The 14,562-nt window shown below is 73.6% G+C and carries 14 protein-coding genes; 8 read left to right on the top strand and 6 right to left on the bottom strand.

The features are described from left to right. Positions 1–94 precede the first annotated feature (94 nt). Positions 95–949 (top strand): universal stress protein, encoded by an 855-nt coding sequence (locus ABZ815_RS35720; protein WP_357705631.1) that lies wholly within the window; start codon positions 95–97, stop codon positions 947–949. Positions 950–969: 20 nt separating this feature from the next. On the opposite strand, the gene ABZ815_RS35715 is transcribed toward ABZ815_RS35720, so the two are convergent. Both ABZ815_RS35715 and ABZ815_RS35710 read right to left on the bottom strand, forming a co-directional pair. Continuing rightward, entirely contained in the window at positions 970–1,635 is a 666-nt protein-coding gene (locus ABZ815_RS35715) for a response regulator transcription factor (RefSeq protein ID WP_357705630.1), read from the bottom strand. Continuing rightward, a complete protein-coding gene (locus tag ABZ815_RS35710) occupies positions 1,632–2,744 on the bottom strand; it encodes a histidine kinase (protein WP_357705629.1) in 1,113 nt (370 codons plus the stop codon). The genes ABZ815_RS35715 and ABZ815_RS35710 overlap by 4 nt, the downstream gene beginning before the upstream one ends. A 216-nt stretch (positions 2,745–2,960) precedes the next feature. Between ABZ815_RS35710 and ABZ815_RS35705 the strand changes: the two genes are divergently transcribed. Next, entirely contained in the window at positions 2,961–3,362 is a 402-nt protein-coding gene (locus ABZ815_RS35705) for a DUF6223 family protein (protein ID WP_357705628.1), read from the top strand. Positions 3,363–3,430: 68 nt separating this feature from the next. After that, the gene (locus ABZ815_RS35700; RefSeq protein ID WP_357705627.1) at positions 3,431–3,667 is read left to right on the top strand and encodes a hypothetical protein; all 237 of its coding nucleotides are present in this window, start codon (positions 3,431–3,433) and stop codon (positions 3,665–3,667) included. 75 nt (positions 3,668–3,742) lie between these two features. Here the strand turns inward: ABZ815_RS35700 and ABZ815_RS35695 are convergent, their stop codons facing one another. Then, complete coding sequence (locus ABZ815_RS35695) at positions 3,743–4,366, bottom strand: TetR/AcrR family transcriptional regulator (RefSeq protein ID WP_357705626.1); 624 nt, start codon at positions 4,364–4,366, stop codon at positions 3,743–3,745. A gap of 60 nt (positions 4,367–4,426) precedes the next feature. Between ABZ815_RS35695 and ABZ815_RS35690 the strand changes: the two genes are divergently transcribed. The 4 genes from ABZ815_RS35690 to ABZ815_RS35675 all read left to right on the top strand — a co-directional run bounded on the left by ABZ815_RS35690 (position 4,427) and on the right by ABZ815_RS35675 (position 6,406). Then, positions 4,427–4,819, top strand: coding sequence for a VOC family protein (locus ABZ815_RS35690; protein WP_357705625.1), 393 nt, complete (start codon positions 4,427–4,429; stop codon positions 4,817–4,819). Beyond that, complete coding sequence (locus ABZ815_RS35685; protein ID WP_357705624.1) at positions 4,816–5,268, top strand: cupin domain-containing protein; 453 nt, start codon at positions 4,816–4,818, stop codon at positions 5,266–5,268. Before ABZ815_RS35690 ends, ABZ815_RS35685 begins: the two co-directional genes overlap by 4 nt. 61 nt (positions 5,269–5,329) lie before the next feature. Then, on the top strand, positions 5,330–5,743 hold the full coding sequence (locus ABZ815_RS35680; RefSeq protein ID WP_357705623.1) for a DUF6294 family protein: 414 nt from the start codon (positions 5,330–5,332) through the stop codon (positions 5,741–5,743). Positions 5,744–5,809: 66 nt separating this feature from the next. Next, positions 5,810–6,406 (top strand): hypothetical protein, encoded by a 597-nt coding sequence (locus tag ABZ815_RS35675; RefSeq protein ID WP_357705622.1) that lies wholly within the window; start codon positions 5,810–5,812, stop codon positions 6,404–6,406. A gap of 70 nt (positions 6,407–6,476) precedes the next feature. Here ABZ815_RS35675 and ABZ815_RS35670 read toward each other — a convergent pair whose 3' ends face one another. Further along, positions 6,477–6,803: a hypothetical protein gene (locus ABZ815_RS35670; protein ID WP_357705621.1), complete on the bottom strand. Its 327-nt coding sequence runs from the start codon at positions 6,801–6,803 to the stop codon at positions 6,477–6,479. 126 nt (positions 6,804–6,929) lie between these two features. Then, positions 6,930–8,738, bottom strand: coding sequence for an acyltransferase domain-containing protein (locus ABZ815_RS35665; RefSeq protein ID WP_357705620.1), 1,809 nt, complete (start codon positions 8,736–8,738; stop codon positions 6,930–6,932). Between the two features lie 493 nt (positions 8,739–9,231). Between ABZ815_RS35665 and ABZ815_RS35660 the strand changes: the two genes are divergently transcribed. Further along, positions 9,232–10,080: a helix-turn-helix domain-containing protein gene (locus ABZ815_RS35660; RefSeq protein WP_357705619.1), complete on the top strand. Its 849-nt coding sequence runs from the start codon at positions 9,232–9,234 to the stop codon at positions 10,078–10,080. A gap of 104 nt (positions 10,081–10,184) precedes the next feature. Here the strand turns inward: ABZ815_RS35660 and ABZ815_RS35655 are convergent, their stop codons facing one another. Continuing rightward, positions 10,185–14,561, bottom strand: a complete 4,377-nt coding sequence (locus tag ABZ815_RS35655) for a hypothetical protein (protein ID WP_357705618.1) — start codon at positions 14,559–14,561, stop codon at positions 10,185–10,187. Position 14,562: the final 1 nt, after the last annotated feature.

Here is a 14,562-nt window from a genome sequence, read left to right as displayed (position 1 = left end):
CCCGCTCCGGCCGCCAATCTTCTCCAAGTTTTGGGACGGGCGATCCTGTCCGCTCACCTGCCGGACGGCTGAATGAGTAGGGGAGGTATGAGCGATGTCTGAGCTGGTCGTGGTGGGGGTCGACGGGTCGCCGTCCGGGTTCGACGCCGTGGCGTGGGCGGCCGACGACGCCTTCAGGGCGAAGGGCGCGTTGCGGATCGTGTCCGTGGTGGAGACCTGGCCGTACCAGGTTCCGCAGATCGCCGCCGTCGAGTGGGAGAGCTCGATGACGGAACGCGCGCGGGAGATCCTGGCCCAGGCGGAGGAGATCGTCCGGGAACGCCGGCCCACGGTCGACGTGAGCACCCGGGTCATCGCCGGGAAGGCGTCGGTCGCCCTCCGGGAGCAGGCGTCCGAGGCCGCCGAGCTGGTGGTCGGGCGCAGGGGGACGGGCGGCTTCGCCGGGGCCGTGCTCGGCTCGGTCAGCATGAGCGTCGCCGGTCAGGCGCCGGGCCCGGTGGTCGTCGTACGGGACGGAGGCGCCGCCGCGTACGGCGAGGTCGCCGTCGGCGTGGACGGCTCCCCCGCCGCCGAGCCCGCCCTCGCCTACGCCTTCCGGCAGGCCGAGCTGCGCGGCAGCATGCTCCGGGCGGTGCACGCCTGGCCGCCGCCGTTCGCGCTGGCGCCGGACTTCTCCTGCGACATCGAGGCCCTGAGGGAGAGCCACCTGCGCATCACCAGGGAACAGCTCACCCCCTGGCAGGAACGGCACCCCGAGGTGAAGGTCGTCACGGACGTCCAGTGCGGCCATCCCGTCAAGACGCTCGCCGGCGCGGGCGAGCGGGCCGACCTGCTGGTCATCGGATCGCACGGCAGGAGCGGGCTGGGCTCGGCCGTGCTCGGCTCGGTCATGCGCGGCGTCCTGCATCACGCGCACTGCACCGTCGCGGTGGTCCGCGAACGCCACTGAGTCAGCCCTGCGCCGGCTCCTCACGGGGTGCGCGGCGTCACCAGGCCCGACTCGTAGGCCAGGACCACGAGCTGGGCGCGGTCGCGGACGCGCAGCTTGCCCATCGCCCGGTTGACGTGCGTCTTCGCTGTCATCGAGCTGATCGTCATCCGGGCGGCGATCTCGTCGTTGGACAGGCCCCGCGCGACCAGGGCGACGGCCTCGCGCTCGCGGTTGGTCAGCTCCCGCAGCTCCTCGCCGGTGGTGGCGGCGGCCGGCGGCCGGGTGACGTACCGGTCGATCAGCTTGCGGGTGATCGAGGGGGCGAGCAGCGCGTCACCGCGGGCGGCGACGCGCACGGCGTGCAGGAAGTCCTCCGGCACGACGTCCTTGACGAGGAATCCGGCCGCGCCGGCGCGCAGGGCGTTGAAGACGTACTCGTCCAGGCCGTAGTTGGTCAGGATGACGACGCGCACTCCGGCCAGGGCCGGGTCGGCGGCGATGCGCCGGGTCGTCTCAATGCCGTCCACGACCGGCATCTGGATGTCGACGAGCGCGACGTCGGGCAGGTGTTCCCTGGCCAGGGTCAGGCCCTCCGCCCCGTCGGCGGCCTCGGCGACCACCTCGATGTCGTCCTCCAGGTCGAGCAGCGCGCGGAATCCGCCGCGCAGCAGCGGCTGGTCGTCCACCAGCAGGACCCGGATCACGGCGTACGGTCCATCGGCAGTTCGGCCTGGACGGTGAAGCCGCCCGTGCCACGCGGCACCGCCCGCAGCCGTCCGCCGAGCGCGGTGACGCGTTCGCGCATGCCGATCAGCCCGACGCCGGGCACGGGGGCGGTGTCCGGCGTGGCCGTGCCGTCGTCGTCCACGCGGATCGCCAGGGCGTCGGGACGGTAGTCGATCCGGACCTCCGCGGTCGCGGCGGCGGCGTGGCGGGCGATGTTGGTCAGCGACTCCTGGACGATCCGGTACGCCGTCCGGTCCACGGCGACGGGCACGTCCCGCCGCTGTCCGCCGATCGTCAGCGTCGCGTCCAGGCCGGTGGTGCGGGCCCGTTCCAGGAGCTCGGGGACCTGGTCAAGACCGTGCGGCGGGGTCACGTCGTCGCGCAGCGCCTCCAGGGTCGCGCGCAGTTCCCTGGTCGCCTCGCGGCCGGCCTCCTGGATCACCAGCATGGCCTCCGGCACCTGCTCCCCCTTCCTGCGGGCCACGTGGACGGCCACCTCGGCCTGCACCTTGATGATCGAAATCTGGTGGGTGAGCGAGTCGTGCAGGTCCCGCGCGATGCGCAGCCGCTCCTCGTCGGCCCGCCGCCGCGCGGTCTCCTCCCGGGTACGCTCGGCCTCCTCCGCCCGTCCCTCCGCCTGCCGCAACGCCTCCCCCGCCGCGCCGGCCGCGACCAGCCAGGCCAGTTCGAGCGCGCCCCGGGCCTGCGCGAACGCCTCACCCGTGTCGTGCAACCCCGAGGCCAGCGCCGCCAGGGGCAGCAGGGCCAGCACGATGACGCTCGCGGCCACGGTGACCAGGCGTCTTCCGTCCCGCATCGCCGCGTACACCGCGAACAGGTACGCCACGGCCGGCACGTCGAACCCGGCCGCCTGGTACCCCACCGCGCACAACCCCGTCACGGCCAGGACGGGGACCGGAGCCCTGCGGCGTGCGGCCAACGCCAGGCCACCGGCCGCCAGCAGCGCGTATCCGAGCAGGGCGAGGGAGGTGGCGGGACGCTGCCCCGACAACCCGGTGACCACCAGCGCCGCCGCCACGCCGACCGCGATCAGCCAGTCGACGGCCCCGGCCCGCTTTGTGCTCATACGCGCACCATAGCCGCATGTCCGCCCGTCCGACTCCTGCCCAGGGATCACCCGCCGACTACCGCGGACGCGGTACATCCCGCACTTCCTGCCGTCCGCGCGGTAGGCGGCTGCGGCATCGGCGGCACCCCGGAAAGCCCGCCGCAGCCGGACGACCGGCGGCGGTTCCGGCGGCGATGCTCTTCCCACGCCGACGTCCAGACGAAGGGACCTGTCATGCTCATCCGTCACCTGCTCGCGGTCCAGGCCGACCCGGTCGGCGCCTACGCCATGACCACCGGCCGGCTGTGGTCCCTGATCGCCGCCGGGCTGGGCCTGGCGGGGGCCGCCGTCGGCGCCCTCGCCCTCGCCCGCTCCACCGGCCGCCTCCTCCCTCGCCCCCGCACCGCGACCGGAGCCGGGATCGCGCCCGGGGCCGGGACCGGCAGGCGCGGGGCCGTCGTCGCCCTGGCCGCAGGGCTGACCTGCATGGTCATCGGCGGCGTGGTCGTGGCCGCCGCCAAGGGCGGCCCCGGCACCGGCTACGGCATCGTCGGCGGCTACCTGGACCTGGCCCTCGGCCTGGCCGCCATGATCCTCGGCGCCCTCACCCTGGCCCGCCACCGCCGCACCGGATGACCGTCCCGCTCACCTCGGGCCGCCGCCGGCCTCCGTTCAAGAGGTCAAGGCCAGGGCAGTTGCCGGTCATGAACGAAGAGGACAAGCTTCCCGAGGACATGCCTCCCGCGGTCGGACAGGTCAACGGGGAGAGCGACACGACCGCCGCCCGTGCGGGGGTCGAGGTGCGGGACACTCCCCGGCCCATCCCCGCCGAGCCGGTCGAGCCCCCGCCCGACCCCGAGGAGAAGGTCGCGCAGGAGCGGCGCGAAGTGGCCGAAGACCCCGGCGAACCCGAGCCCCCGGACATGGAACCGACCGACTGACGACGCCCCCGGTCGGGCAGGCGACCGGACGAGAGGGAGGGCGATCCGGCGCCGTACCGACGACCATGCCCCCCATCAGGGGCGCAGCAGGGCGTGGGCCAGTTGGTCGGCGCTCCAGCTCTCCCACTGCGCCGTCGTCCAGCCGCACTCGCGGGTCATCACCAGGAACAGATCCGGCGACAGCAGCCCCACGGTGATGTCGGTGGCCCGGTCGCCGGTCAGGCCGGGCCGCAGGGCGTGCAGGCCGTCGAGGATGGCGACGACCTGGCCGTGGGCGGTGTGCCGTTGCTCGCTGTTGACGGCCCACTGGGCCGCCATGTCGGCGTCCCCCGCGGCCGCGTCACGGACCACGGCCAGGACGGGGGCGACGCGGCCGAGGATGACGCCGCTCTGGTGCACCCACCCCCGTACGACCTCCATCGGGTCCCGCGCCGACCGCAACTCCTCGAACCAGGAGCGTCCCAGCAGTGGCACGGGCTCGTCGTCACCGGCGGAGGCGACGTCGACCACGTGCTTGAGCAGCTGGCTCTTGGTTCCGTAGTGGAAGTACACCGTCTGGACCGACACCTCGGCCGCGTCCGCGACCAGCTGGAAGGTCGTCCCGGCATAGCCCCGCACGACGAACAGCCCCTGGGCGGCGTTCACGATCCGGCTTCTGGTCTGTGCCGAGCGCCGCTTGGGGCTCTTGACGTCGTCCATCGATTTAGAGTACCACTTTAGAGTAGCACCTTAAAGTGAGGCTACAAACGGTGGTGAGGCATGACGCTCCTGAACGGGTTCCACCACGTCAAGCTCCCCGTCTCCAACGTCCACAAGAGCCTGGAGTGGTACCGGCGCGTGCTGGGCCTGGACGTGGCGATCGAGTTCGTCGAGGACGGCGTGTTGCGCGGCGTGGCCCTGAGCGACGCGGCGCACACGATGATGATCGCGCTGCGCGAGGAGCCCGGGCGGACCGGCGGGTGGAGCGGGTTCGATCCGGTCGCGCTGGCCGTGCCGACCCTGGAGGCGCTCCACGCCTGGTCCGACCATCTCGACGCGCTCGGCGTCGGCCACTCCGACATCGCCGAGGGCAGCGCGGGATGGCTCATCGGCGGCCTCCTCGACCCCGACGGCATCGAGATCCGGCTCTACACGCTGCAGAGACGGCCATGAGCGCCCTCCACCTGCCCGCCGGGGCCGGCTCCGCCCACCGGTTCCTCGGCACCACCATGACGGTGAAGGCGGGCCGGGCGGAGACCGGCGAGAGCCTCACCGTCGTCGAACAGGAGTGCCCGCCCGGCTTCGCCACGCCCTGGCACGTGCACCAGCACGACGACGAGGCGTTCTACGTACTGTCGGGAACGGCGCGGATGTACTGCGGCGAGCAGTCGTGGCAGGCCGCCGCCGGCGCCTTCGTCCTGCTCCCCCGCCGGGTGCCGCACGCCTTCGCCAACGACCGGGACGCCCCGCTGCGCCTGCTCCAGCTGACCTGGCCCGCCGGTTTCGAGACCTTCGCCGCGGACGTCGCAGCCGCCGGCGACGCCGACCCCGGCCTACTGGCCGAGGTGGCCGCCCGTCACGGCTACCAGGTCATCGGCCCGCCCCCGGGCACCGCCGCCTGACCTCCCGCCGCACCCGTCCCCCCAGCACACCCCCCTTCAGGCCGAGCTCCGAGGAGATCTCATGACAGGCAGGACCACGAGCGTGCTCGCCACCGCCCTCGCCCTGGTGCTCTCCGGCACCACGACGGCCGGCGCGTCCGCCCTGGAGCAGAAGACGTACACCTGGCGCGGCTACATGTCGGCGGGCTACTGCACGATCGAGCCCGGCGCGACCTGGACGCTGTACTCGAACGGGACCGCCCGCCTGGACGCCACGATCTCCAGCCTCGGCGACGAGGACGCCTGGCTGATGTGGGCGCACCTGAAGGACGGCGCCGGCGCCCTGCTCGGCGACATACGCGTCCACGGCAGCACCAGCACCAAGTTCGTCAAGAACCTGCACGACCGGCGGACCTACCGCTGGATCGCGAAGGGCCAGTTCGACCCCGAACTGTTCGAGCTGGTCAAGCGCATGTCGCTGAGCAAGCACTGCTGAGCCACCCGAACACCCCTGGACGAGCCCGGCCCACTGCACGCGCCGCCCCCCGACGAAAGGACGCCCATGGCCAGCGCGGCTTCACCCTCCCTCATCGGCACGGCCGCCGCCGTGCTCACCGCCGCCTTCTCCCTCACCACGTCACCGGCCGCGGCGGCCGTCAGCGCGTGCGATCCCTCGCTGGTGGCGCCCGCCGGGAGCCTCATCGGCGGCCTCTGGCGCTCCAACGGCGGCGAGCAGAGCGTGTACGGCTGCCCCACCACCAAGGAATTCGGCTACCCGGACAAGAAGGGCTCCTGGCAACGCTTCACCAACGGCAAGATCGTCTGGTCGCCGAACCTCGGCAACGGCACCCTCGTCCGCGTCTACCAGAAGGGCCAGAACCTCGTCTTCAAGTGGAGCGGCCTGGGCCGCGACTGGGACTACTTCAACGTCCGCTGGAGCAAGAACGGCGGCAGGGCCACCCAGGTCCAGACCGGCCGGCTGACCGCGTGGAGCGGCCAGTACCTGATCGCCCCGTACGTGCAGGGCGGCGTCGGCACCACGACCAACGGCCATGAGGTCGACAAGTTCGCCTTCATCGTCCAGGGCTGCGACCGGACGACCTTCGGCTCCGACTGCGGCCCGTGGAGCATCCCCACGTCCATCAGCCTCGCCCACTGATCCCCCGGCCGCGAGAGGGCCGGGCCGGGCCCTTGACCGTGATGGCGGTCAAGAGCCCTTGCCGCCTGGTTCAGGCGGCGCGCTCGTCGACGCCCACCGCGCCGACGCCTGTGCCGAGCCTGCCGCAGACGCCCTGCGACTGGCCTGAACGGCCCGGCGGGAGGTCCACCCATTCCCCGACGACGTCCGGCGCCCAGCCGCAGGTGATCACGGCTCGGAACCGCCAGTTCTGGCCCGTGGGATTGCTGCACATCGCGATGCCGACGTAGTTGTCGTTGTTGTGGACGAAGGTGTCGCAGTCGAGGACGGTCGCCGCCGACGCCGGCGCGGTGAACCCCAGCGACAGCAACGCGACGGACCCGGCGACGACCGCCGCGACATGCCTTGTCTTGCGCAAAGCCCCTCCTGAACGAGTGATGACCTGTCACTTACTGTCATGCAGCGTACGCAAAGAGTGGCGACAGGGAAAGCGCTACCCGGCCAGGACTCCCTTCCCGAACAGGCCCGACAGCACGCGGGTCGTTCACGCCGGGGTCGTCGAGGGCCGCGAACGCCCGTCGCCCGGCCACGGGTGTTCGCCGAGGGTGAGCTCGTACAGCAGGCGTTGCCGTCCCTGGTAGAAGGCGGCCAGCAGCGGGGGCGCCGCCTGCAGTTCGGCGGCCAGTGCGTCGAGTGCGGCGGGCAGCTCGACGTCCGTGGTGGCGACCGCGACGCAGGCGCAGTCGGCCAGTTCGGCGGCCAGCGGCTGGATCGCCCCGGTGAACAGGCCGGCGATCGGGTGCGGGACCACTTCCTCGCGTACTGCGTCCATGACCAGGGCGGCGATGCTGCGGAGGTGGGGGAAGCGGGCCGCGGTGGCGAGCATCGCCTGGTGCACCAGGCCGGCGTCGGGGCCGGGACGGGCCACCACTCGCAGGTGCCGGGGCGTCAGCGGGAGCCAGGTCCAGTCGATGGTGTCGGCGTCGGCCACCACCACGTCGTCGCGATCGTCGGTCAGCGCCCGTAAGGCCGGGGCGTCGGCCCGGCCGCACAGCAGGAGCGTCGCCGGGGGGAGCATGCGTTCGGTGGCGGGTGAGGGCAGCGGCGCGGGGGCGAGCCGTGGACGCATCGCCTGCCCGCCGACTGCGCCATCCACCATCCCCACCCAGGCCACCCCCTCCCACCCAGAGCCCCGCCCCCGACCACGCCCCTGGCCGAAGCCCTCCCCCTGCCCGTAGCCCTGCCCGCCGCCATACCCCTGCCCCTCACCGCGCCCCTGGCCAAAGCCCTCCCCCTGCCCGTGGCCATGGTCCTGGTCGGTGTCGCCTGGATGGCCCCGGGTGGGTGCGAGGTCGGCGGTGGCTCGCGGCAGGGCGACAGGTTCGGCGTGGGCGGCCGAATTCGGCGTGGGCGCGGAGCCGTTCGAGGCGGGTGCCGGACCGTTCAGTGCGGGTGCGGGGACGTTCGAGGTGAGTGTGGAGGGGGGATCCAGCGGGAGCCAGGGGGCGTCGGCGGTCAGGGGGGAGGCGGTGATGGCGGCGGGGAGGATGGCGCGGATGAGCGTGACCGCGTCATCGCCGGCCCCGCACTCCAGGAAGACCTCCGCACCGCGGGCGGACAGCGCCGTCACGGCCTGCTGGAAGTGGACGGTGACGAGCATCGCGTTGGCGGTGACCGCGACGGGGTCGTCGTCCGGGGTGAGCAGGCGGCCCAGTGTCGGCGAGAACACCGGCCAGCGTGCCGCGGACGGCTTGACGTCCGGCAGGCGGTGCCTCAGGTCGGCGGCCGCGGCGGCGACCGCGGGTGTGTGGGCGGGATGCGGGACATGGAGTTCGGTGCTCGTCCAGCCCAAGTGCTCGGCGATCCGGGACGCCAGCGGCATCAGCTCGCCCGGCCCGGACAGCACGCACCGCTGCGGGGTGTCGTCACAGCCGACCACGAGGTGGGGATGGTCGAGCAGGGCGACCAGGTGACGGCCCTGCACAGCGGAGACGTCGAGGGACATCATCGTGCCCTGCCAGTTCAGGCCGGTCAGTGCGCGGCTGCGTTCACAGGCCAGGCGCGCGCCGTCGCCCGCGCTCAGGACTCCGGCGGCGACCTGGGCCCACAGTTCCCCGAGCCCGTGGCCCACGAGCGCGTACGGCTGGAGCCCGTCCCGTACGAGCGTGTCGAAGGTGGCTAACGACACCGCCATCAAGGCCAGGTAGTGGCTTTCGGGGCCGGGCGGACGAGGGGCGTCGGGGGTGAGGAGGTAGGCGCTGATCGGAGAGGAGCCGTACTCGGCGGCGACGGCGTCGAGCTCCGGCAGGAGCTCCGAGACGGCCGGCGTACGGGCGGCCAGAGGCGCCAGCACACCGGCGGAGGGAATGGCTACGCTGCCCGGGAGAACCGCGACGACTTTGCTGCGCATGTAGTCCCTTCCTGGAGGCGGGGCGGGGCTTTTGCGGCACATGGGAGAGCGGCGAGGGGTACGGCTGTTGCGAGCTGCCGGTCCCATCGCCGACGACCCGTTCGGCCCCACGACTGATACCGCTCGCACACGATAAGTAGTCGTGTCATCGCGACACGTCACCCTATCGGTGGAGAAACTCGCCTATAGCCGTCCTCACCTCTTGCAGGACGGAGGTCCGGGTGTGCACCCAGGGGCAGCCACCACGGACGCGAAGTGCTCGGACCCACAGACCTGCGGCACAGAGGCGCCGCTTTCAGGGACGGGTGGTCGCCAACCCCTTCCCTGACGTCACACACAGTGATTGGTTAGTCACTTATAGCTGCCAGGGACCTGGGGAGCCCGTCCATCCTGGTGATACGAACGGGTGGGGTCGGTGCGGCCCGGGGGGTGCGCGATGGGATTCTGCCCGGAAGAGGTCGCCGGCTCGATCGGCGGCGGTCTCGGGGATGAGGGACGGGCCGGGCCTTCCGGCGGCCGAGGTGTGCTGCACGGCGCGTTCGCGGTGCTGGAGGAGCTGGCCCGGGTGGAGGAGGCGGGGCTGACGCAGCTCGCCGTGGCCACCGGCCTGCCCAAGGCGACCGCCCATCGATTGTTGTGCCGGCTCACCGACCTCGGCGTGGTGCACCGCGAGGACGGTGGCCGCTACCGGATCGGGACGCGCATGTTCCGCTGGGGTCAGCGGTGGTCACCGGCCCAGGTGCTGAGCACGGCCGCCGTACGCCCGCTTCGGCGACTGGCCGCCGCCGGATGCAGCGTGACCATCGCGGTCAGGGACGGTGACGACGTCATCGTCGTGGCGGGGATCGGCGACCCGGCTGTTGACGAGGTGTTCCGGATGCGTCCGGGCATCGTGCTGCCCGCGGCCAGCGCCGCCGAGGTCGTGCTGGCGGCGGGGAACCCGGCGTCGGGCCTCCGTCCGGATCCCGGTTGGAGCCTGCCGCCGGGGCATTCCCGGGCCGAGTGGGCGCGGCGGGTCGGCGACGCCCGGGACCGGCGGGTCGCCTTCGACTTCGAGGCGGCTCTCCCGCCCCTGGGCTGCGTGGCCGCCCCCGTACGGGCGCCGACGGGAGCCGTGGTGGCCGCGGCGGCCGTCGTGGTGGTCGGCACGAACCGGCTCCCCCTGCTGGCGGACGCCGTACGGGAGACCGCGGCGTGCATCAGCGCCAACCTGGCCCGCGTGCCGGGAGCGGGCCGCGCCCTGAACCTCCTGGCCATCCCGGAAGGCCCACCCCGCGACCGATAGCCCCCTCCGGCCGGACCACGAGCGCGCCTGCGAACCATCGGTCTCATGCGGGCGCCGGGAAGTGACCGGCAGCCGTCGCCACCGGTCACGGACCGACAGCCCGGCTATGCGTCGAAGTCGATGACCAGCCGGCCCAGCCGGGCACGGAGCGGGACGCTGTCCGCGTGCACGAGCCGCTCAGCCACCGGAATCCGCTGCGCCCCACCACCCGCGGCGGCTGCGGACGAACCACCGCCCTCGCCACCGATGAGCGCAGTCTCGTCGGCTGTGCCCGGGTCGGTGCGGTGGCGTTCGCGGTCCTCCACCAGGAGGCGGTACTGCCAGATGATGTCCAGCCCCGCGGGCGGGATCACCGCGGACCACTGGAACCCGGCCTGCGCCGCGCCGCAGGTCAGCTCGGTTCTGATCGCCGTGTCCGTCCAGTCGAGGTCTTCGATGCTGGTGAAGGGCCGCCGCTGGACGGTGGCGGTGACACGGTGGCCGGCCGCGACCGCGGGCAGCCCGGCACCGGCCTGGAGGCCGAACTCGGTGGCGGCGGCGGGCCCGGCGAGCGTGACGCGCAACCCGCCGCCGGACACCTCTTCGACCGTCAGCGTACGACCCGGCACGAGCTGCGCGAACTCCGCCTGCACCACGGGCGACAACTCCAGCCCCGCCAGCGCGTGCGGCTGGTAGCGCGCCAGGGCCAGCCGCAGGTACGGGAAGTAGGCCGACTCCCGCCCCGCCGCTCCCAGATCGACGTCGACGTCGGCGAACCACAACCCCTTGGCCGCGTCGTACGACGGCTGGTACGCCACGACCGCCCCGGCCAGTTCACGCCCCTCCCCCGACTCGGCCAGCCGGAGCCCGGCAGAGGCGACGGGGCCGGGGAAGTTCGCGGGAGCCGGCGGGGGCAGCACGGTCGCGTCCGACCAGACGGGATCGGTGCCCCACCGGGTCGCCAGATGGCCGGGCAGCGGGTCGCCGCCGGGCGGGTCCAGGACGACCGCCAGCAATTCGTCGTCGCCGGAGGAGAACCACGGCCGGTCCAGGTAGACCCGCACGCCGGCCCCGTCGCGTACCGTCACGTACCGCTTGTTGGGGCGGTCCTCCTGGCGGTTCCACCGGAAGGTGGGCAACAGGTACGAAGGTTTCGGCGGCTCCGGACGCCTGCTCGCGGGCACCGGCCAGCCCCGGCCGGCCGTCCCGGCGCTCGGCTCGCCGGGGCTGGTGACGAGGGCGGGATCGGCGGTGATCGACGGGTGGAAGTACTCGCGGAACCGGGTGGTGGCGGTCGGCCGGTAGACGACGTTGCGGTGCAGCGTGTCGCCGAAGTCGTGGCGGACGGGGGGCGCCGCGTGCGGCAGGCGCACCTCGTCGCGGTCGGAGTAGGCCAGCTCGACGCGGCCGGCGTGGGCGTGCTCCTTGATCCGGCGGGGGGCCGGTTCGGTGACGTCGTCGATCCAGCGCGTCCAGGTGGCGTCGATGTCGACGTGCCCGGTGCTGCGGGGGTGCGACCGCAGGGTGCCGCGCAGGTCGGCGAAGGTCTGTTCGGGTTCGCGGGCGAAGCTCACCTCGCCGAGCTCGGGCGGCGACAGCGGGCGTTCGACGGCGTGCACGAGCCGGATCTCCGTGTACGGGGTGAGCAGCCAGTTCAGCCCGGCGACGGTCTCGTCGGCGATCAGCTCCCGCTCGGCGTCGGTCAGGCCCCGCCAGAAGTCCGAGACGAGCAGGCGCTGCCAGACGGGCAGGAGGGCGAGGTCGGCCGGGGTGAGCCGGCAGCTCAGCCGTACGGTGGCCATCTCGGCCTTGGGCAGGTACACGGTCAGCAGCCGGGGGACGTCCCGCCATCGCGGCGCCTCGTCCCCCTCCTCGATCCGCAGTCTGAACGGCGCGGCGTCCGGCCAGGTGTCGTGGAAGTCGTCGTAGAACGGGACGGGGAGGATCGGCGGCGCGCCCGGCAGGCCGTACAGCGTGACGCCCCTGGCCAGGACGTCGGGCAGGTACGGCAGGATCAGCTCGGCGGCGGTGTGCACGACGAACTCGCCCTGCTTCAGCCCGGCGCCGCGCGTCACGGGCAGCGGGGTGACCGGCTCGGGGTCGAGGGCGTCGTGCTTGGCGACCGCGATCTCGTCGAAGAACAGCAGGTCGCGGGTGCGGCGCGGGTCGTCGGCGTAGCTGACCACGGTGTCGAGGAACGTGCCGGCCTCGCGCGCGGCGGCCGTGAAGAACCTCGTGCGCACCTCCTGCGGCCGGTCGCCGCCGATGGCGTCGTCGAACCGGCCGTGCCGCTCGGCCATCTGCAGCGAGGTCTTGGGCGGGGCGACGAACCGCTCGTCGTAGTAGAGGTACCGGCGGCTCAGCCCGTCGGTGGCGGGCGGGTGGTCGGTGTGGCCGGGGACGTCCTGGCGGTCGAGTGCCCACTCCCAGGCGGGCACGTCCCGGCCGCCTGCCGTGACGGTGCTGCGGATGACCAGGCACTGACTGGACTCGCCCTCGTTGAACGGCTTGCGCTCGACGATCACGGGCGGCGGCACCGGCTCCCACCGCGAGTACGTGATCGCCCGCGACAGCGCCGACCCGGGCGCCTCCGCCGACGGTTCCAGGGCGTTGCCCGCCAGGTCCACCACGCGGGCCCGCAGCCGGTAGGTGCGCCCGTACCGGAGCGCCGGCAGTGAGCCGGGCACCGGCGTGAACTTGGTGTCGAGCGGGAAGTTCGCGTCCACCTCCGGATCGGCGACGACCGGGCGGCCGAACCTGTCGAGCGTGCGGCCGGGCAGCGGGGCGGACAGGCTCCAGCCGTCCCAGCCGAACAGCGCCTGGTGCACGTACAGCTCGTCGGACCGCGTCGCGTCGCGGGTGACGGCGCTCGCCCGGACGGCGCCCTCGTCGTCGGCGATCCCCTCGATCCAGTACAGCGGCTGCCCGTCCCGGCGGATGAGGTAGGAGCCCCGGCGGCGGCACAGGGAGAGCCAGCCGCTGATCGCGCCGGCGGGGCCGACGACCCCGGCGTCCACGCGGAACCCGCGGACCAGGTGCCCGGCGTGCAGTTCGGGCGCCACACCGCCCGATCCCCGCTGGTGGGCGGCGTCGTCGCCGATCTGGTCGGCCAGCCAGGCGTCCCGTCCCCGGTGGAAGACGGTGAGGCCGGCGCCCTGGAGCGCCGTCGTGCCGGTGCCCAGGTGTTGCGCGCTCGGCTGGCCGCTCGGGCCGCTCAGCCTGTGCATGCGCTCGATCAGCGCGGTGAAGTCGGCCGCCTTGATGGCCGCGCCGTCGACGTCGGCGTCGGTGACCGTCCAGTCGTCGCCGCCCAGGCCGAGCCAGCCGCCCTGGACGGGGTGCCCCTGCGGGGACGCGGCGGTGAACCGCTTGCCCGCCGCGAAGTCGAACAGCGTCCACGGGCGCAGCGGGTCGGTGTCGAACGGCGGCGGGACGTCCTCGAACGCCACCCGGAGCCGTCCGGTCGCGGCCAGCCCCGGGGGCACGGGGACCACGAGATCGAGGACGAGCCCGAGCCGCCGGCACAGCTCCGGGTAGTCGGCCAGGAAGCCGCAGACGCCGTGGAACTCCACGTCGGGCGGTTCCGGCCGGGGCGGGACGGCCTCCGCGCCCGCCGGGCCGCGGCCGTCGCCCGCGGGCTTGGGCCGGTCGTAGAACCTGACGGCCTCCGCGAGCGCGAACCTGGTCTCGTCACCCCGGTAGGCGGCACTGGTCCGATCGAGGGTGGCGGGCCGGAGGTCTGCGGCCCGGTCTGTGGCTCGGTCTGTGGCTCGGTCTGCCGCCCGGTCCGAGGCCAGGTCGGCGGAGGCGCGGGCATGCGGTGCCGGGGCGTCCCCGATCATGCCGTCGATGGCCCGGTAGGCGGCCTGGGGATCGCCGCTGAACCTGCTCATCTCCCCGACCACCGGGATGCCGCGGACGACACCGGTGTACGGCTGACGCCAGGGCCGCGACGCGTCGCCGTCCCGGTCGCCTGAGTGGTGGCGGACGGCCTCGCCGCTGCCGGGCGGCGTGAGGCGGTCGGTGATCACGGCCTGGCCGATCTGGTCGTACAGCGTGGCGATCCGCTCGTGGACCAGCGCCGCGGGGAACGAGCGCAGCACCCGCACGCCCGCCGACCCGGCGGCGACCGCCGCGCCGAAGGCGCCCCCGGCGGCCAGGGAGCGCGACCGCACCGGCGAGGCGGCCGGGAACATCCTCCCCCACAGGTCGGAGTCGGGGGACGGTGAGCGCGGGTCGGGACGCGGGACCACGGGGGCGGCGTGCCCGTCCCAGACGACGCGCAGCGCGGGCAGCACCGTCTCGCGCAGCGTCCTGGGCCAGTCGGTGAACTCGCCGACGTCGTCGAGCCGGCCGCGTGGCGCCTCCAGCCGAGGGCTGACGGCGACCGACAGCCGCACCTCGCCCGGCCCGGCCACCCCGGCCGGCAACACCGTCCACAGAACCCTGAACGTGCCCATGTCCGTACGCTCCCCCGTGCTCGGCTCGGTCCGCTCGCTCATG

Origin of the sequence: Nonomuraea sp. NPDC047529 (assembly GCF_040642995.1) — a bacterium.
Classification (GTDB): domain Bacteria; phylum Actinomycetota; class Actinomycetes; order Streptosporangiales; family Streptosporangiaceae; genus Nonomuraea.
Note: the sequence above shows the minus strand (reverse complement) of the source record. Positions and strands in the feature narration are given on the sequence as shown.

Excerpts from the sequence above, each read along its gene's own strand:
- ABZ815_RS35720 (WP_357705631.1), top strand. The coding sequence starts at position 95 with ATGTCTGAGCTGGTCGTGGTGGGGGTCGACGGGTCGCCGTCCGGGTTC.
- ABZ815_RS35710 (WP_357705629.1), bottom strand. The coding sequence starts at position 2,744 with ATGAGCACAAAGCGGGCCGGGGCCGTCGACTGGCTGATCGCGGTCGGC.
- ABZ815_RS35705 (WP_357705628.1), top strand. The coding sequence starts at position 2,961 with ATGCTCATCCGTCACCTGCTCGCGGTCCAGGCCGACCCGGTCGGCGCC.
- ABZ815_RS35700 (WP_357705627.1), top strand. The coding sequence starts at position 3,431 with ATGAACGAAGAGGACAAGCTTCCCGAGGACATGCCTCCCGCGGTCGGA.
- ABZ815_RS35695 (WP_357705626.1), bottom strand. The coding sequence starts at position 4,366 with ATGGACGACGTCAAGAGCCCCAAGCGGCGCTCGGCACAGACCAGAAGC.
- ABZ815_RS35690 (WP_357705625.1), top strand. The coding sequence starts at position 4,427 with ATGACGCTCCTGAACGGGTTCCACCACGTCAAGCTCCCCGTCTCCAAC.
- ABZ815_RS35685 (WP_357705624.1), top strand. The coding sequence starts at position 4,816 with ATGAGCGCCCTCCACCTGCCCGCCGGGGCCGGCTCCGCCCACCGGTTC.
- ABZ815_RS35680 (WP_357705623.1), top strand. The coding sequence starts at position 5,330 with ATGACAGGCAGGACCACGAGCGTGCTCGCCACCGCCCTCGCCCTGGTG.
- ABZ815_RS35675 (WP_357705622.1), top strand. The coding sequence starts at position 5,810 with ATGGCCAGCGCGGCTTCACCCTCCCTCATCGGCACGGCCGCCGCCGTG.
- ABZ815_RS35660 (WP_357705619.1), top strand. The coding sequence starts at position 9,232 with ATGGGATTCTGCCCGGAAGAGGTCGCCGGCTCGATCGGCGGCGGTCTC.
- ABZ815_RS35655 (WP_357705618.1), bottom strand. The coding sequence starts at position 14,561 with ATGAGCGAGCGGACCGAGCCGAGCACGGGGGAGCGTACGGACATGGGC.